Source organism: Acinetobacter larvae (genome assembly GCF_001704115.1).
GTDB classification, from domain to species: Bacteria; Pseudomonadota; Gammaproteobacteria; order Pseudomonadales; family Moraxellaceae; genus Acinetobacter; species Acinetobacter larvae.
Map to the genome: position 1 here is coordinate 3,548,276 of NZ_CP016895.1, position 18,202 is coordinate 3,566,477.

Here is an 18,202-nt window from a genome sequence, read left to right on the forward strand (position 1 = left end):
CACTTGGGATACAGGGTTTTTTGCACATATAAAATTTCGATACAACAGATCACAATAAGGTATTGCAATGCTGTTTAAAAAGCCTCGAGCTTAGAGCAAGATATTACGAATATCGGCCAATAGCTTGGTGAGTTTATTGGTAAAACGTGCCGCATCTGCACCATTAATCACACGATGATCATAAGACAGTGATAATGGTAACATCAAACGTGGTTCAAACTTATTACCATCCCACACCGGCTGCATCGTGGCAGGTGAAATACCTAAAATTGCAACTTGTGGCCAGTTCACCAAGGGAGTAAATGCTGTACCCCCAATACTGCCCAAACTGGTAATGGTAAAGTTAGCACCTTGTAAGTCTTTCGGTGACAATTTTTTATCACGCGCTTTCTGACTTAATTCACCCAACTCAATGGCAATTTGCTGAATACTTTTTTGATCTGGATTACGCAGCACAGGGACTGTTAAGCCATCAGGTGTTGCCACTGCAATACCCATATGGATTTCATTACGTAATAATACTGCTTTTTGATCATCCGCTAAATGCCCAGCAAAATAAGGCTCTTCTTTTAACAAGTGTGCAATCGCTTTAACAATAAACGCTAAAATCGTCAAGCTTATGCCTTGTTTCTTAAAGTTGGCTTTTAATTCACCGCGCCATGCTTCTAGATCAGTAATATCCGCCAAATCAAATTGTGTCACTTGTGGGATATAGTTATTCAGCGATAACTGTGGAATAGAAACTTGCTGTAAGCGTGTTAAAGTCTTCAGCTCACCACCACCGAAATTACTAAAATCCGGTAAATTCGGCAAAGCACTCGCAACAACAGCTGAAGCTGAAGTAGTACTTGTCGTCGCCGCTGTGGTTAAACGTTGTTTCACATAAGCAAATACATCTTCCTTCAACAAACGTTGATGAGGACCTGTCGCCTGAACCTGAGCCAAGACTACACCCAGTTCGCGTGCCAATTTACGCACGGCTGGACCAGCATAAACTTTTGCATTTTGTTCATGCTGTTCTGGACTTAGGCTTGGTGTCGTCGTACTGTGCGTCGTAGGCGCCTGACTTTGCTTGCTGTCAGCTACCGTTGCAACTGTCTTCTCTGCAACCGTTGTTGCTGGTGCAGGTGTGCTTTTTTCTGCAACTGCCGCAGCGGGATTTGATGTTGCCGTAGCAGCAGATGCTTGACCCGCCGTTGCGACTTTCAGCAATAACACGCCTTCTTTGACTATATCTCCAACTTTTACCGCAATTTCAACAACAGTACCTGCCGCTGTACTCGGTACTTCAACCGAAGCTTTGTCTGACTCTAGTAGTACAATACTGTCATCCACAGCAATACTGTCACCGACTGCAACCAACAATTCACTGACTGATGCCTTTTCAACCCCAATATCAGGTACTTTTAATTCAATGGTTGCAGTACTTGCTGCATCATTTTGACTATTCGCAACAGCGGCAACGTCAGCAGGGCTTTCTGCGACTTGCTCTGCGACTGGCGTTGCTGGTTCTGGCGAGTGTTGCGACTCAACAGCCGTGCTTTGCGTTTCAGCATTTGCTTCTGTTTCCAGCTCAATCAGTGCAGTCCCTTCGGTCACGCTATCACCGACATTTACCAAAATAGCTTTAATCACACCAGCTGCAGTTGATGGAACTTCAACAGAAGCCTTGTCGGACTCAAGCAAAACAATACTGTCTTCAGCTTCAATTCGGTCACCGACTTTCACCAAAAGTTCAGCAACAGTCGCTTTATCTACGCCAATATCAGGTGTGGTAATGTGCATTTTATTTCTCCTCACCTGTTTGCTCTGTATAAGGAGCAACTTCAGACACTTCTGCATGCGCTTGTGGCAACCACGCAACTGGGCGATCTACATCAAGTTCAAAACTTGAAATAGCGTCTTTGACTAAGCGTGCATCTACTTCGCCTTCATCAGCGAGTTTTTTCAAGGTAGCCACCACAATATGGGCAGCATCTACACCAAAGTAACTACGCAAATTACCACGAGTATCTGAGCGACCATAACCGTCTGTACCCAATGTAACGTATGGGCGACCATCCGGTAGATAGGCACGAATTTGTTCGCTATAGGCGCGAATATGATCTGTCGCAGCAACAACAATACCGTCCGTTGCACGCAATTGTTCAGTAACCCATGCTTGTTTCGGCTGATCAGCCATTGGATGTAAACGGTTATATTCTTCAGCCGCCATACCATCACGTGCCAATTCATTAAAGCTTGTCACACTCCACACATTGGCGTGAACTTGATATTCTTCAGCTAGAATCTGCGCTGCTTTAATAACTTCGCGCAAAATCACACCAGAACCCAGTAATTGTACGGTGGCTTTTTCATCTTCGGCGAATAAATACAGACCACGTTTAATGCCTTCTTCAACACCAGCTGGCATCATTGGTTGCGCATAGTTTTCATTCATGAGCGTCAAGTAATAGAACACGCGTTCTTGATTGACATACATGCGCTCTAGACCATCATGTACAATGACCGCTAACTCATAACCAAAACATGGATCATAAGATACACAGTTTGGAATTGTGCTAGCTAAAATATGTGAATGTCCATCCTGATGTTGTAAACCCTCACCATTTAAGGTGGTACGCCCTGCGGTAGCACCCAATAAGAAGCCTTGTGCTTGTGAATCGCCAGCAGCCCAAGCAATATCGCCAATACGCTGAAAACCGAACATCGAGTAATACATATACATCGGAATCATCGGCAAGTTATTGGTAGAATAACTGGTACCCAATGCTGTCCACGCACTCATGGCACCCGCTTCATTGATGCCTTCTTGCAGCATATGTCCATCTTTTGCTTCACGATAGCTCATCAACTGTTCTTGGTCTTCCGGTGTATAGTTCTGACCATGTGCAGCATAAATACCCAGTTGACGGAACATCCCCTCTAAACCAAAAGTACGCGCTTCATCTGGTACGATAGGCACGACGCGGTCTTTAATCGCTTTGTCTTTCAATAATGCAGCGATTAGACGGACCATCACCATGGTCGTCGATTGTTCTTTACCATCACTACCACGCAATACGTGATCAAAAATAGACAATGCTGGAATATCTAGCTTGACACTGTCTTTGCGACGTGCAGGAAGATAACCGCCCAATGCTTCGCGGCGGGCTTTTAGGTATTTAATTTCAGGTGAATTTTCATTTGGACGATACAGCGGTAACTCTTCTAACTGCTCATCTGTAAACGGTAAATTAAAACGGTTACGGAAATATTTTAATGACTCTAACTGCATTTTTTTGATTTGATGCGTTTTGTTGACCGCTTCAATCTCATCCGATAAACCATAACCTTTTACAGTTTTTGCTAAAATAACCGTCGGTTGACCATTGCTTTGCATCGCTGCGGCATAAGCTGCATAAACCTTATAAGGGTCATGACCACCGCGATTTAAATTATCAATATCTTCATCACTCAGATGCTTTACAAGTTCTGCCGATTCAGGGTACTTACCAAAGAAGTGCTCGCGCGTATAGCCACCACCCTTGACTTGATAACGCTGATAATCACCATCCAAAGCTTCTTCCATACGTGCTTTTAATGCACCGGAGCTATCTTTGGCCAACAATGGATCCCAATGACGCCCCCATACAACTTTAATAACACGCCAGCCCGCACCACGGAATACTGACTCTAATTCTTGGATAATTTTACCGTTACCGCGTACCGGTCCATCTAAGCGTTGTAAATTACAGTTTACAACCCAGATCAGATTATCTAGCTTTTCACGTCCAGCCAACGAGATTGCACCAAGGCTTTCTGGCTCATCCATCTCACCATCGCCTAAGAAAGCCCAAACCTTACGGTCTTCTTCTTTAATTAGACCACGGTTCATTAGATACTTTTGGATGTGTGCTTGGTAAATTGACATAATTGGACCAAGTCCCATCGAAACCGTTGGGAACTGCCAATAATCTGGCATTAAGTACGGATGTGGATAGCTTGGTAAGCCCTGACCACCAACCTCACGGCGAAAGTTTTTAAGTTGTTCTTCGTTTAAACGCCCTTCAAGGAATGAACGTGCATAAATACCGGGTGCACAATGCCCTTGAATATAAAGCATGTCACCACCGAAATGATCATTGGCGGCACGGAAAAAATGGTTAAACCCAACATCATACAAGGTCGCAGAAGATGCAAAGCTAGCTAAATGCCCACCTAAATCATCTCCAGTCGTATTGGCACGCAATACCATCGCCAAAGCATTCCAACGAATCAATGCACGGATACGGCGTTCCATATCTTGATCGCCCGGCATCGCTGGGGTTTCATCGACGGAAATGGTGTTTAGATAAGGGGTATTTAGACGCTGAATGGGAACGTGCTTAAAAATTGCACGCTGATACAGCTTTTCGAGTAAAAATGCTGCTCGCTCTGTTCCCATGTGTTGTAACACTGAGTCAAATGCATCTTGCCATTCTTTTGTTTCTTGAGCATCTGAATCGCCGTAATACGCCATAATTCACCTATTCCATGATCTGTTTTCTATATCATATATGTATCACATTTTGATGCTGTTAAGTTATGGTTACAGCTGAATGGGATAGCCCCCTATTATTTAGTAAATAAATACCAATTGACTTTTTAAACACAAAATAAACATAAAAATGCAAAAAAACCGCCAATTGGCGGTTTTTTAAGTACTACAACAATTTTATAGTGCTAGTTAAGGTAACAACGCTAAATAGGTTGATGGGTTTTTACGCTGACCATCTTTAACCACTTCATAATGCAAGTGTGGTCCAGTACAACGACCAGTACAACCGACGTTAGCAATATGATCACCCGCTTTTACATCATCACCAACACTAACCAGTAGACGGGAAGCGTGCGCATAGCGTGTGATATAACCATTGCCATGGTTGATTTCAACATATTGCCCATAACCGGTGCCCCAGCCTGACTTGGTTACAACACCAGGACCTGTTGCATAGATCGGCGTACCACTTGGCGCAGCCATATCTAAGCCAGAATGGTTTTCAGCGCGCCCACCCATGGTACGACCACCATAGTTTGAGCTCACGCGCTTCATATCTGGTAAAGGATGTGTTACTAACCACGAATAACCAGTATTGCTAAATTTGGTATTTGAGCCGCTATATTTTTTTGCAAGAGAATCATTATTGATTTCGATCGGTTCTTTGCTATCACGAATGTGGATATTGGAAGGCTGTTGCAAACTTTTAGTCAATGCCTCAAGTCGATCTGATTGATTTTGTTGATGTGGCTGATTGATTTGAACCAAATCAGCAAAAGCAACCGATGCAGCAGAAGATGCCAGTGAAAATGCTAATAAAATACGTCGAAAATGCATAAAAAACCTCTATCAACTGTTCTTACAAATTAAGTTTCTTGCGTGATGACTGCCTTGATATTTCTTGAATCTAAAGCTTATGATAAAGACACTTACATGGAGCTATGCCATATGTCTGAGCCTATCAAGGTTTTTCAACCAACAAGACAACACGTAAAAACAGGAAACTTATCGTTTCTTACCAAACAGATTGCCGAATGGCAAAAAATCACAAAACTTATTCAACCGCTATTACCCCAACCAGAGCAATGGCAAGTCGCCTGTTATCAATTTGGTATTTTGACCATTACCGGTGAAAATCAAGCAATGATTAGCCAACTCGGTTATCTTCAAAAACACTATGTGCAACAGCTTGCGCAGCTAGATGGCTTAAAAGACTTGCAAAAAATACAGGTTCGTTTAAGAACCGCATCTAAATCCCCAGTAAAAACATCTAAAGCCACCGAAGCACTACCAGCAATTGCACAAGACATGCTTAAAAATGCTGCAAGCTTCGTAAGCGACCCTAAGCTTAATCAAGCAATGCTACGTTTGGCAAGAAATAAAACGTAACAACCATATGAGAAATATAATCAATTATGGATAAATTAAGTAAGTTGACAGGGTATCAACCTGAGTAAAATCCTTATGAGGCAATTACAAGCGCTCGTTTACACAATGTTAACATATTGAATAGGACTTAAGCTCGCATCATCAAATGTTACAATTTCATAATTTGTTGGATCGCTTTTGACATTGCGCAACAACTGATTATTTAAAGCATGTCCAGATTTATAGCCATCAAACTTTGCAATGATTTGATGTCCCAATAAGTATAAGTCACCGACTGCATCCAAAATCTTATGTCTTACAAACTCATCTGCAAAGCGTAAACCTTCCTCATTCACAACTCCCGTATCATCGACACCAATGGCATTATCCAAACTTGCCCCTAAGGCTAAGTTATGAGTTTTTAAATAATCTAAATCTTTCATAAAACCAAAAGTTCGCGCTTCACTCACCTCATACACAAAAGTTTCTGTAGAAAAATCAATAGTGGCGGATTGATACTCTTTGGCAAAAGCTGGGTGGTCAAAATCAATGGTGAAATTGATCTGGAAGCCTTCATGTGGGCTAAAAACAGCGCGTTTATCATCAATCAACGCTTGAACGGGTTTTAAAATGCGAATAAATTTTTTCGGTGCTTGTTGTTCTACTAAAATACCTTGCATCAATAAGTAAATAAAAGGACCGGCACTACCATCCATGATGGGAACTTCAGAAGCAGACACTTCGACAATGAGATTATCAATCCCTAATGCTGCAATCGCACTCATGACATGCTCAACAGTGCCAACCTTAATATCGCCAATCACCAAGTTAGAACACATAAAAGCTTCTTGAATCAATAGTGCATCTGCTGGGATATCGACAGGTGGCACAAGGTCAATACGCCGAAAAACAATACCCCCATCCTCTACATGAGGTAAAAAGTTAATTAAAACTTTTTGACCACTGTGTAGTCCAATGCCGCTTGCTTTCACGACGCGCTTCAGGGTACGTTGCTTCAACATGTTACTTGGTTCTTCATCCTAAAATCCGCTATAAGGTAGCATATTTAGGCATTGAGCAAAAATAAAAAGGTAGTGATTATCACTACCTTTAGATAAATGAAGAATTAATTATTTAAATATCAATTACTTACGCTGCTGATTCTTTAAATAATCTTGGATGCTCATCGGGGTTGAACGTGGTGTTGCTGCGGCTGCAGAAGGTGCATGATCAACACCTTGACGTTTGCTAATCGCGGGAACATCATCTTCATCCACATTTGATGCTGCTGTAGTGGCTGAAGCACTACTTGTTGGCACTTTACGTTTATGCTCAACGCTATCATTGGCATTTCGTGTCAAACCTGTTGCAATCACCGTTACCCGAATTTCATCACGCGCATCCGGATCAAATACGGTACCGAAGAATACTTCGCCTTCGTCTAGATCAACAATTTGGTTCACAACATCCGTAATGACTTCAGTTTCACGTAAAGTGACATCTGCCCCACCCGTGATGTTAATTAAAACGCCCTTAGCATTCATGATATTCACGTTATCCAACAATGGACTACGAATTGCTAAACGGGCAGCTTCTTCAGCGCGATCTGGACCACTGCTCTTACCTTCACCCATCATGGCGTAGCCACGTGTGCTCATCGCAGTTTTTAAATCGGCAAAGTCAAGGTTGATATGACCAGGGCGTACCACAAGATCAAATATACTACGCACAGCATTTAACAATACATCATCTGCTTTACGGTAAGCATCTTGCATAGAAATATCGCCATAAACACTCAATAAGCGTTGATTTGGAATAATAATCAAAGAATCTACATGAGCTTCTAACGCTTCTATACCTTTTTCCGCTGAACGCTGACGACGACGACCTTCAAAATTAAATGGCGTAGTCACAACACCAACTGTCAAAATACCCATTTCTTTAGCAATTTCTGCTACAACTGGCGCTGCACCCGTTCCTGTTCCACCGCCCATGCCTGCAGTAACAAAAACCATGTCAGCACCTTCAAGATGCTGGCGAATAATTTCTCGGCTTTCTTCTGCTGCAATCTGACCGACTTCTGGATTTGCACCAGCGCCTAAGCCTCGTGTGCTTTGCTCACCTAACTGAATTTTGAACGGCGCATTCATACGATCCAATGCTTGTTTGTCGGTATTTGCACAAACAAATTTCACACCCTGAATATCAGATTGCACCATATGTTGTACGGCATTACCACCGCCACCACCGACACCAAATACTGTAAAACGGGCTTGACCGTTACCATCGTTTTGTTCGTCTTCTAAAAATTCAAATGAGGCCATGACCTGTAGACTTCCTAATAAATAACGGCAGTCACTTTAAGCCCGTATACTGCCTTGATCTCAAATAATAAATCGTTTTTTTAGGATGCGTTGCAATATTGAGCTTGTCAAGTATAGGCGAATATACTTACAACTTTTGCACAATAATCCCTAAAAAAACTATACCTAAAAAATACCCTTCAATTTGTTGTTCATTGCATTCCAACCATTGCTAAGTCTTTGCCACAGCGATCTTTTTTCCTTGCTATCCGGTTCTTCAACCGTCTCTTGCATCTCACTTTGACTAAACATTAACAATCCTGCTGCAGTGGCATACATTGAACGTCTTAATGAAGGAAGATATTGATCATCACAACTCACTTGTAGAGGCGGATTACCTAAATGCGCAGAGACCCCAAGCATGCGGCGGGTCAATGTCACCATACCTTCAATTTGACAAGCATCTCCCGTCAACACCACGCCATGATACAAGCTTGCTAGCGCGCCATTGCTTTCTAACTTCTCATAAACTTGGCTGAGGATTTGCTCATAGCGTGCCAAAATAATCTCTGACAATTCTATACGGCTAATACTCTGAGGACCATCAATTGCTTCAAACTGGATCATATGATCGGGTTTAACTTGGTTGAGGTCGACACAACCATACAGCAATTTCAGACGTTCTGCTTCTTCTGTTGTTGTTTGTAATACAGCAGCGATATCGCGCGTTACATTTTCACCACCACGTTGAATAGTATGTGAAAAAACCAGATGCCCTTCGATATAAACCGCAATATTGGAAACACCCGCACCGATATCAAGTAAGCAGACGCCATATTCTTTTTCGTCTTTTAGCAAGCTACTTTCAGCCGTTGCCAAACATGAAACCACCATCTTTTCAACGAAAATATTGGCACCTTTCATGGCACGGTCTAAATTTTGCATGGTGCTAATCGGTAACATCATCAATTGATAATGTGCTGTCATACTGTTTGCAGACAGATTGATTGGGTTTTGTACCCATTCCGTTTCATCATCCAATTCAAAACCTAGAGGCACCGCACTGGCTAAATAGTAATCTGGCGTCATGTGGCTCGCTTTTGCCAACTCTAAGGCGCGAACGACTTCTGTGGTGGTAATGGTTCTTTCTGGATTATTAATCGGTGTACGACCAGATGCATAGTAACTTTTGAGTTCAGCACTCGGAATAGATACCCACGCCGAATGGACACGGCACTCGGCCATGTCTTCTGCTTCTTGTACAGCATTTTTAATGGCAGTGATCACTTTATCTAGGCTAACAATTTTACCTTTATTCATGCCGCGATTGCGCGCACTAGCCATCCCAATAACCTGAATATTATCAGGTGCATGTACTTTACTTATTAGAACTGAAACCTTATGTGTCCCAATGTCTATCGCAACAACCGATGGAACAGCTTCACTCATTACTTACTACCATTTTGTTCATTAGATTATGTTGGTGTTAACCAGTTTTATAAAACACTCTATTATGGCTGTGCTGTCAATGAATTCGCAACATTTATGTCACTACTAGTTACAACAAACTGACCATTGATTATTTTTGGTGCTACTGAGTTTTTCCATTGTATCGCCAAACCATTCCGATAACGCAAATCAATCGCTGCAATCTGTGACCAAACTGGTTTTAGGTCGGTTTGTGCTAAATGGCTAAGTCGCTGTAATTTACTCATGGTTTGATCTTGATCCACAATAACACGAAGACCGGAATTAAACTGCATAAACCAAGTCATACGATCTGTTAAATATAAATCTTTCAAACTTAAACCAATCGGTGAAAACAACGGCGTAATTTCATTGTAGCGACGCATCATTACTTTAGACTGTGTCAGCGGACCATGCAACATGGGTAAATGAGAATGATCTAAAGTTGTTGCTTCGGTATAGACTACGCCAGAATCACTGAGTAAACGTCCAGTCCCCCAACGTGCAATGGGATGCTTGGGCACGACTCGGACACGAATCTCATTTGGCCATGCACGAGATACCACCACCCGCTCCACCCACGATACCTGTAAGGTTTTATCGCGAATTTGCTCCAGGTCAGAAGTAAAATAATTTGATTGAATAGAGGGTGTTAAATAAGCTGTTAATTGTTTTTGTTCGACCTCACTATTGGTCCCAACCACTTGTAAATTGGCAACACGTGCATCCGTCATGACTTTATAAAGACCAACTATGCCGATCACTAAAAAAACTATGGCAACCAACAACAAGCCCCATCCACCAAGGTGAATGAATTTATCCTTGGTGCTTGGTGGTTTCTCATGTATCGAGGTTATTGCAGCCCGTTTAGGACGCATTGAAGCAGGTAGTTGCGCCATAAATTAATGTTTTTCATCCGATAATGTTTGCTCAAGAATAGCCATACAGAGCCTATCAAAATCATAACCTACAGCATTGGCTGCTTTGGGGACCAACGAATGGCTGGTCATACCGGGCACAGTATTGACTTCAAGTAACCAGAAATTGCCCTGCTGATCTTGCATGGCATCGATACGCCCCCATCCCCATGCACCAACTGCCTTAAATGCTTGTAAGCATAGTGCTTGTAGTTGTTGTTCTTCGGTACTGCTCAGACCACATGGAATGCCGTATTCAACGTCATTACGTAAATATTTCGCATCATAGTCGTAAAAAGCAACGTCCTGTGGTGGGCTTAGACGAATCACGGGAAGTGCCTGCCCATTCAACATGGCAATGGTAAACTCTCGCCCTGTAATCCAGCGTTCGGCCATCACCACCGCATCATGTCGCACCGCCTTGGCAATCGCCATGTCAAAGTCTTCAATTTTTTCAACTTTACTCATCCCGACACTAGAACCTTCGTGCACAGGTTTAATGATGAGGGGTAAACCTAGATCTTGGACAATTGCAGCGGCATCTTGATCAGAACTGACCATACGATAAGGCGCTGTAGGCAAATCAGAACCTTGCCAGATTTGTTTGGTTTTGATTTTGTCCATACCAATGGCCGAACCTTGTACGCCTGTACCGGTATAAGGAATATTCAACCATTCTAAAACACCTTGTATCTGACCATCCTCGCCACCACGACCATGCAACACAATAAAAGCACGATCATAGCCAACCAGCTCAGTCACACTGCGCAACGCAGGATCAAATGCTTCAGCATCAACGCCTGCACGCAATAGTGCTGCCAATACGGCATTTCCGCTATCGAGTGATACCTCTCGTTCAGCAGATTTACCCCCCAACAACACTGCAACTTTACCGAATCTAGCAGGATTTGACACGTTGATATCCTTAATCTATTACCCAAATCAAAAAATTTTTAGCAAAATTTAAAAGTTATACACTTTGCTATATGGATGCATTGCCCTACCAATGCATTTATGCTTTTAAGAATAATCCATTTTGTGCCAATTCTAAAGAAATTGCACCGACATTCCCTGCACCTTGTGTAAGTAATAAGTCATTAGGTTGTAACACTTTTTGTACGACATGCTGTAAATTTTCATCTACAGGATCAATCAAAATCGGTTCAACCGCACCACGCAAACGAATACTACGTGCTAAAGCGCGACTGTCTGCACCAACAATCGGTTTTTCACCAGCAGGATAGACCTCAAGCAGCAATAACTGATCAACTTGTGACAATACGTCAACAAAATCGTCGAAACAATCACGGGTACGCGAAAAACGGTGTGGTTGAAATAATAAAACCAAACGTCGATCGGGATGGCTTTGGCGTGCCGCTTTAATCGTTGCTTCAACCTCTTTGGGATGATGACCATAATCATCAATCAGTTTGACCGTCCCCTCTGCTAATGGATATTCACCCTGCACCTGAAAACGTCGACCAACACCGCTAAAGCCTTCTAAGGCACGGCAAATTGCTGCATCTGAAACGCCCTCATCTGTGGCAACACCAATTGCAGCCAAGGCATTGAGGACATTGTGCAAACCGGGCTGATTGACGGTAACGCGTAATGGCTCACGCTCTTTACGCAGCACGGTGAAATGCGATTGCATCCCATTTTGTACCACGTCTATGGCACGAATATCATTATCTTCATTAAAACCATACGTTAAGATTGGACGTGCAATACGTGGCATAATCTCGCGAATATTTTGATCATCGCCACAAACCACAGCCAGACCATAGAATGGCAGTTTATGTAAAAACTGGATAAAAGTATCTTTTAATTTATCAAAGCTACCGCCATAGGTGTCCATATGGTCGGCATCAATATTGGTCACAACCGCCGCCATCGGCTCAAGGTGTAAGAAAGAAGCATCGGACTCATCTGCTTCAGCCACGATATAGCGACTTTCACCGAGCGCCGCATTTACACCGGTCCGATTCAGCAAACCACCAATCACATAAGTTGGATCAAGATTTTCTTCTGCCAACATACATGTAATCAAACTGGTCGTGGTGGTTTTACCATGCGTCCCTGCCACAGCAATCCCATGGCGATAACGCATCAACTCCCCCAGCATCTCTGCGCGTCGTACCACAGGAATGCGTTGCTCAATGGCGGCTTTAATCTCTAAATTTTCTGTATCAATCGCAGTCGATACCACCAAAACATTGGCGTCTTTGATATTTTCTACCGCATGACCGATATAAACTTGAATACCATTGGCTTCTAGCTGTTTGGTGGTTTTGGATACCTTAATATCTGAGCCAGAGACTTGATAGCCTTGGTTTTTAAGAACTTCGGCAATACCACACATGCCCGCCCCGCCGATCCCGACAAAATGGATATGTTTAATACGGCGCATTTCTGGCACTTTAATAAGTTTTTGGGTGGCATTGCTTGGGGTTGAAGTTGGCATAGTCTACTCTGGCATCAAATCTAAAATCAGTTTAAAGCTTGAATTAATTTTGCAACGTGTTCAGTTGCATCGGCTTGAGCATGCTGGCGCGCTTTTACCGCCATTTCCATTAAAATCGGACGACTCATGATATTACCCAGTTGAACAGCTAAACTGTCTGCACTCATACTGGCTTGCGGGCAAATTTTGGCTGCACCCGCCTTGGCTAAATACTGTGCATTGGCAGTTTGATGGTCATCGACTGCACTGGGCAAAGGCACAAAAATAGCCGCAACACCCGCGGTAGCGACTTCGGTCACTGTCAAAGCGCCTGCACGGCAAATAATTAGGTCAGCATCTGCATAAGCTTGTGCCATATCTTCAATAAAAGCCTGTACTTTCACTTGAATATTGGCTGGTGCTTGCGCATAAGCTGCTTCGGTTTTCTCCACATGATCTTGACCACATTGATGCAAAACCTGCAAAGGCTGTGCTAAGTGTGACAATGCCTGTGGCACGCATTGATTCAATGCTTGTGCACCCAACGACCCACCAACAATCAGAACTTGCAAGGGTTGCCCTGCATCTTCACGCTGTTGATAACGATAACTAGGGTTGTAAATATTGATAATTTCTCGACGTACAGGGTTGCCTGTCGTCACCAACTTATCTGATTGTGCAAAAGTATTTGGAAATGCCTGACAAATCGTACTTGCCAAACCTGACAATTGCTTATTGGTAAATCCTGCAACAGCATTTTGCTCATGAATTAAAATTGGAATGCCTAAAATACGCGCCGCCAAACCACCGGGACCTGCAACATAGCCACCAAAACCTGCTACAGCTGTCACTTTATGCTGTTTCATATAACGCACAGCTTGTAATGTTGCCTTAAGAATTTTAAATGGTGCGGCGAGTTTACGTAGCAAACCGTTGCCACGGATCCCCTGAATATTAATCCGATAAATTGGAATATCGTGTTGTTTTAATAATCGATTTTCCATTCCTGATGGCGTAGCAAGCCAAGAAACCTGAACACCCTGCTGCTGAAGTTGTTTTGCCACAGCCAGCGCAGGAAAAACATGTCCACCAGTACCAGCCGCCATAAACATAACGTGCTGTGTTGCATTTTTTTGAAAATCGGTCACGGTTTAGTTCTTCAAAATTAAAGCGAATGTTAAAGATATATTTATCTCAAACCGCTAATTGTAATCTCAAATAGACCTAGAGCAAAGGTTAATTACTTTTTTTCACCAAGTGTTTTCAGTTTAGCCTTTATTTTGATTTATAAGCCTGATTCCGCTATCAACAAAGACTGCCTATTGTGCATAACCAGTAGATGATCTTAACTGATCACGACCAGATCAAAAACCAATCAAAATCTACGCAACACCAAGCTGAAGCAGATCGAGAGCAAGTCAGTCAGAAAGAGCGCGTGCTCAGTCACCACACGCTCTTATGCTCTTCAGCACTTTATACTGTTTTAGGACGACCGGCCTCTAATACCGCAAACAAATCATCGGCAATAGAGGTGCCAAACTGTTTGTCAATTTCACGAATACATGTTGGGCTGGTGACATTAATCTCGGTAACGTATTCACCAATGACATCTAACCCAACAAAAACCAAGCCTTTTTCTTTAAGATAGGGCGCAACCTTGCTTGCGATCTCTCGGTCTTTGTCTGTTAATGGGCGTGCCTCACCTAAACCACCAGCAGCTAAGTTACCTCGCACTTCACCATTTTGTGGAATTCGTGCTAAACAATACGGTACTGGCTCACCATTAATCATTAAAATTCGTTTATCACCGTCTACAATCTCAGGAATATAACGTTGTGCCATAATCGGCTGTTGCCCATTTTGACTCAGCATTTCTAAGGTTGAACCAATATTGGGACCATCGTGAAAGAGACGAAAAATGCCCATCCCTCCCATACCATCTAAAGGTTTTACGATCACATCTTGATGTTTATCGATAAAAGCACGCAATAAACTTTGTTGTGAGCTCACCAAGGTTGGTACTTGTAGTTCGGGGAACTGTGTGGCAAATAATTTTTCATTACAGTCTCGCAGGCTCTGCGACTTATTGATCACCCATGCCCCTTCACGCTCAGCCTGTTCCAATATATACGTGCTATAGACAAAGTTCATATCAAATGGTGGGTCCTTACGCATCAGAATCACGTCAAAACTCGCCAAAGACTGTGCTTGTTTTTCGCCTAAAGTATAGTAATGCTCAGTATTTTCAAATACCGCTAAAGGCGCAATTAAACCAAAGGCCTTACCTTGGTCAATATATAAATCTTGTTGTAATACATAACCCAGTTGATGCCCACGACGTGCTGCTGCCCATAGCATTGCCATGGTGGAATCTTTCTTAAGATTGACCTGTTCAATCGGATCCATTACCACTAATACGCGCATACGCTCACTCATTTTAAAGCTTTGGTCAGCCAGCAGTATAACGGAGAACATATGATCTGTATGGCTTTTAATTACATATTGATCTAAGGAAAATGCAAGAGCAATCAGCACTATAGCTTCGCCGAATAGCTAGATTGTATGCAAACAAGATACGAGAGAACATCCAATGAAATTGCCAGATAACGATGACATCACCATGATGGCATCACTGTACATCACGATCATGCCAATGCATTTATTAAAAAATCAGCAATTTACTGCTCATTTGTAGGCACTAAGATTAGCTCAGATACGCTCAAGGGATCTTCCGGTAAATCCAATTGTACTTGGCACGCTAAACGCCCTTCTGAGTGGGTCAACCTAAAATATCGAAAGCGCGCAACAACAGCAATTGGGCGACCGATGGCAAAGTCATGGTCGATTAAGCTGTTATATAGTGCTTGTGCATAGTGGGTATCGAGGTCCGTCAGCAGTATATGTCTATACCAGACTTGAATCACGGGGAAATACTGTGACGGTGTATAGAGCAACCAAACCGTATTATAAACTTCATCATGCTGTTCATTGAGCATAAGGTTATTTATTAATTTTCGTTGTACATCTGCGTTCACAGTCAAGTGATAGCAGTATTGCTGCAAAGTCCCTAACTGTAATGGATGCGTATAAAAAAAGCGTCCTCGCGCCATCCGATAACCACGCCATCGATAGCGATCAAATTGCAACAGCAAGACGCATAAAATTACGCCAATTACAACAATAAGCCAAAAATACATCGCATCATGCGTCCTAGCTTGGCAGTGGAAGCGCTTTTTGGGATTGAAGTGGTAAAATAATCAGCCACTTCAATCTATTGATAGCAAAATATATCGCTTAAACACCATATTTAACGCGATAAGCTTGCATATTTTTGAGTGCCTGTTGATCACCTTTTTGCTCAAGATATTGCATAAGATCTTGCATGGTAATCAGTGCGTGCACAGGAATCTCTAACTCTTTTTGTACTTCTTGGATGGCAGATAACTGACCTTGCCCTCGTTCTTGGCGATCCAATGCCACTAAAACACCCGCAATGCTTGCACCGGCATTTTTCAAGATGCTGACCACTTCACGAATGGCTGTACCCGCGGTAATCACGTCATCAATGATCCAAACTTTTTTCGCTTCAACGGATGCGCCAACCAACACACCACCTTCACCATGGTCTTTGGCCTCTTTACGGTTAAACCCCCAGGGTACGCTCACCCCATGATATTGTGATAAAGCAACCGCTGTCGCAGCAACGAATGGAATACCTTTATAGGCTGGTCCAAAAATCACATCGACGCTGTTACATTGTGTTAACTTATTCGCATATCCTTGTGCTAACAGCGATAATGCTTCGCCATCATTGAGTAAACCCGCATTAAAGAAATATGGGCTCACCCGACCCGATTTTAGCGTAAACTCACCAAACTTCAGCACACCGCGCGAAAGCGCGAGTTCAATAAAAGCTTGCGTGTTAAATTCAACAGGTGATGTCATGCGGTGCTCCAGAAAATTATGAATGAGGTTATGACTGCGAATGATACCAAAGAGTAGCTATCCGAGTGATCAAAAAGTTTTAAGGGTCGTATCTATAAACGTCAATGGATTACGCGCATCAGTCAAAAAAGGCTTGCTGGACTGGTTAGAACAATCCGAAGCTGACGTGGTCTGTATGCAAGAAAGTCGTATTACCCACGAGCAATGGAATGATCATTTTAAACCCGCTGGCTGGCATACCCATCTATTTCCTGCAGAGCGTGCAGGTTATGCGGGAACTGCCATTTACAGCCGTATTCCTTTCCAGAATGTCCGTAATGGTTTAGATTTTGAATTAGCAGACAGTCAAGGTCGCTTCATCGCCGCAGAGTTTGATCTGGGTTTAGAGCAGCCTGCATATATCTGCTCATTGTATTTACCATCCGGTTCTTCTGGGGAAGAGGCGCAAGCCCGTAAAGATCAATTTCTCACGGTATATGCCAATATCCTCAAGCAATGGCGTGATGAGAATAAATCCATCATTGTCTGCGGTGATTATAATATTGTGCATAAACGGATTGATATAAAAAACTGGTCCGGCAATCAAAAATCTTCCGGTTGTTTACCGCATGAGCGCGCTTGGTTAGACCATATCTATGATGATCTTGGCTATGTCGATACTTTCCGTGAAGTCCGCAAAGAAGCCGAGCTCTATTCTTGGTGGTCTAACCGTGGACAAGCACGTGCCAAAAATGTGGGTTGGCGTATTGACTATCATGCCTGCTCTCCAGACTGGAAAACGCGTGCAATCAATGCTTGGGTTTATAGAGAACAATGGTTTAGTGACCATGCACCGGTCATCATTGACTATGCTCTAGATCAATAACAAAAAATACCAATTGAAACATTAAGTGAACACTTGTTCACTTAATATCAGATTTTATCTCACGTCAGTTGCCGTATTTGCGGATGTTTATTCATGCCTAAGGGGTGCATTATATGCATACGGCACAGGGACACTGTCAGGATGACAACAAAGGGATAGGACGCCGAAGGATGAATAAATAAATACCTTGGTATTTATTTTAAGGATGTGACATTGGACGTTGGACTGAGACCCGCATGATCAGGATGATTAAATGCGGGTTTTCTCTATGAGATATTTTATTTTGCAGAACTTTATAAAGCTGTTTACTCAAAGCTGTCAAATTTTGCTATACAGCAAAATAACCCACTACAACGATTTATGCCCTACAGCAGA

Annotated in this window: 14 protein-coding genes and 1 pseudogene; 2 read left to right on the forward strand and 13 right to left on the reverse strand. The window is 42.7% G+C overall.

The window, feature by feature from the left end; translation table 11 throughout:
- Positions 1 to 90: 90 nt before the first annotated feature.
- The 3 genes and pseudogenes from BFG52_RS15710 to BFG52_RS15720 form a co-directional block, all read right to left on the reverse strand.
- Positions 91 to 1,785: pseudogene (locus tag BFG52_RS15710) on the reverse strand (2-oxo acid dehydrogenase subunit E2); the annotation flags it as partial.
- Position 1,786: 1 nt separating this feature from the next.
- Positions 1,787 to 4,501: a pyruvate dehydrogenase (acetyl-transferring), homodimeric type gene (gene aceE / locus BFG52_RS15715; protein WP_067558400.1), complete on the reverse strand. Its 2,715-nt coding sequence runs from the start codon at positions 4,499 to 4,501 to the stop codon at positions 1,787 to 1,789.
- A 207-nt stretch (positions 4,502 to 4,708) separates the two neighbouring features.
- Positions 4,709 to 5,356, reverse strand: coding sequence for a M23 family metallopeptidase (locus BFG52_RS15720; protein ID WP_067558403.1), 648 nt, complete (start codon positions 5,354 to 5,356; stop codon positions 4,709 to 4,711).
- Positions 5,357 to 5,467: 111 nt separating this feature from the next.
- On the opposite strand from BFG52_RS15720, the gene BFG52_RS15725 reads away from it, so the two are divergent.
- Positions 5,468 to 5,908 carry a DUF721 domain-containing protein gene (locus BFG52_RS15725; RefSeq protein WP_067558406.1) on the forward strand — a complete coding sequence of 147 codons (441 nt, stop codon included), beginning with the start codon at positions 5,468 to 5,470 and terminating at the stop codon, positions 5,906 to 5,908.
- Between the two features lie 98 nt (positions 5,909 to 6,006).
- Here the strand turns inward: BFG52_RS15725 and lpxC are convergent, their stop codons facing one another.
- The 10 genes from lpxC to pyrE form a co-directional block, all read right to left on the reverse strand.
- On the reverse strand, positions 6,007 to 6,909 hold the full coding sequence (gene lpxC, locus BFG52_RS15730; protein WP_067558409.1) for a UDP-3-O-acyl-N-acetylglucosamine deacetylase: 903 nt from the start codon (positions 6,907 to 6,909) through the stop codon (positions 6,007 to 6,009).
- A 123-nt stretch (positions 6,910 to 7,032) separates the two neighbouring features.
- Positions 7,033 to 8,211, reverse strand: coding sequence for a cell division protein FtsZ (gene ftsZ, locus BFG52_RS15735; RefSeq protein ID WP_067558412.1), 1,179 nt, complete (start codon positions 8,209 to 8,211; stop codon positions 7,033 to 7,035).
- Positions 8,212 to 8,376: 165 nt separating this feature from the next.
- Complete coding sequence (gene ftsA, locus BFG52_RS15740; protein ID WP_067558415.1) at positions 8,377 to 9,639, reverse strand: cell division protein FtsA; 1,263 nt, start codon at positions 9,637 to 9,639, stop codon at positions 8,377 to 8,379.
- A gap of 62 nt (positions 9,640 to 9,701) precedes the next feature.
- Positions 9,702 to 10,556 carry a cell division protein FtsQ/DivIB gene (locus BFG52_RS15745; RefSeq protein ID WP_067558418.1) on the reverse strand — a complete coding sequence of 285 codons (855 nt, stop codon included), beginning with the start codon at positions 10,554 to 10,556 and terminating at the stop codon, positions 9,702 to 9,704.
- A gap of 3 nt (positions 10,557 to 10,559) precedes the next feature.
- Positions 10,560 to 11,489 (reverse strand): D-alanine--D-alanine ligase, encoded by a 930-nt coding sequence (locus BFG52_RS15750; protein ID WP_067558421.1) that lies wholly within the window; start codon positions 11,487 to 11,489, stop codon positions 10,560 to 10,562.
- Between the two features lie 97 nt (positions 11,490 to 11,586).
- Positions 11,587 to 13,038 (reverse strand): UDP-N-acetylmuramate--L-alanine ligase, encoded by a 1,452-nt coding sequence (murC, locus tag BFG52_RS15755; RefSeq protein WP_067558426.1) that lies wholly within the window; start codon positions 13,036 to 13,038, stop codon positions 11,587 to 11,589.
- Positions 13,039 to 13,064: 26 nt separating this feature from the next.
- On the reverse strand, positions 13,065 to 14,165 hold the full coding sequence (murG, locus tag BFG52_RS15760; protein ID WP_067558430.1) for an undecaprenyldiphospho-muramoylpentapeptide beta-N-acetylglucosaminyltransferase: 1,101 nt from the start codon (positions 14,163 to 14,165) through the stop codon (positions 13,065 to 13,067).
- Positions 14,166 to 14,490: 325 nt separating this feature from the next.
- Complete coding sequence (gene gshB, locus BFG52_RS15765; RefSeq protein ID WP_067558434.1) at positions 14,491 to 15,441, reverse strand: glutathione synthase; 951 nt, start codon at positions 15,439 to 15,441, stop codon at positions 14,491 to 14,493.
- 254 nt (positions 15,442 to 15,695) lie between these two features.
- The gene (locus tag BFG52_RS15770) at positions 15,696 to 16,214 is read right to left on the reverse strand and encodes a hypothetical protein (RefSeq protein WP_067558437.1); all 519 of its coding nucleotides are present in this window, start codon (positions 16,212 to 16,214) and stop codon (positions 15,696 to 15,698) included.
- Between the two features lie 97 nt (positions 16,215 to 16,311).
- Positions 16,312 to 16,962 (reverse strand): orotate phosphoribosyltransferase, encoded by a 651-nt coding sequence (gene pyrE, locus BFG52_RS15775; RefSeq protein WP_067558441.1) that lies wholly within the window; start codon positions 16,960 to 16,962, stop codon positions 16,312 to 16,314.
- 40 nt (positions 16,963 to 17,002) lie between these two features.
- Between pyrE and BFG52_RS15780 the strand changes: the two genes are divergently transcribed.
- Complete coding sequence (locus BFG52_RS15780) at positions 17,003 to 17,827, forward strand: exodeoxyribonuclease III (protein ID WP_067558445.1); 825 nt, start codon at positions 17,003 to 17,005, stop codon at positions 17,825 to 17,827.
- The last annotated feature ends 375 nt before the right edge of the window (positions 17,828 to 18,202 follow it).

Coding starts and splice junctions, on each gene's coding strand:
- lpxC (WP_067558409.1), bottom strand. CDS start 6,909: ATGTTGAAGCAACGTACCCTGAAGCGCGTCGTGAAAGCAAGCGGCATT.
- BFG52_RS15745 (WP_067558418.1), bottom strand. CDS start 10,556: ATGGCGCAACTACCTGCTTCAATGCGTCCTAAACGGGCTGCAATAACC.
- BFG52_RS15725 (WP_067558406.1), top strand. CDS start 5,468: ATGTCTGAGCCTATCAAGGTTTTTCAACCAACAAGACAACACGTAAAA.
- murC (WP_067558426.1), bottom strand. CDS start 13,038: ATGCCAACTTCAACCCCAAGCAATGCCACCCAAAAACTTATTAAAGTG.
- aceE (WP_067558400.1), bottom strand. CDS start 4,501: ATGGCGTATTACGGCGATTCAGATGCTCAAGAAACAAAAGAATGGCAA.
- ftsZ (WP_067558412.1), bottom strand. CDS start 8,211: ATGGCCTCATTTGAATTTTTAGAAGACGAACAAAACGATGGTAACGGT.
- BFG52_RS15770 (WP_067558437.1), bottom strand. CDS start 16,214: ATGTATTTTTGGCTTATTGTTGTAATTGGCGTAATTTTATGCGTCTTG.
- pyrE (WP_067558441.1), bottom strand. CDS start 16,962: ATGACATCACCTGTTGAATTTAACACGCAAGCTTTTATTGAACTCGCG.
- BFG52_RS15720 (WP_067558403.1), bottom strand. CDS start 5,356: ATGCATTTTCGACGTATTTTATTAGCATTTTCACTGGCATCTTCTGCT.
- gshB (WP_067558434.1), bottom strand. CDS start 15,441: ATGCGCGTATTAGTGGTAATGGATCCGATTGAACAGGTCAATCTTAAG.
- BFG52_RS15780 (WP_067558445.1), top strand. CDS start 17,003: ATGATACCAAAGAGTAGCTATCCGAGTGATCAAAAAGTTTTAAGGGTC.
- ftsA (WP_067558415.1), bottom strand. CDS start 9,639: ATGAGTGAAGCTGTTCCATCGGTTGTTGCGATAGACATTGGGACACAT.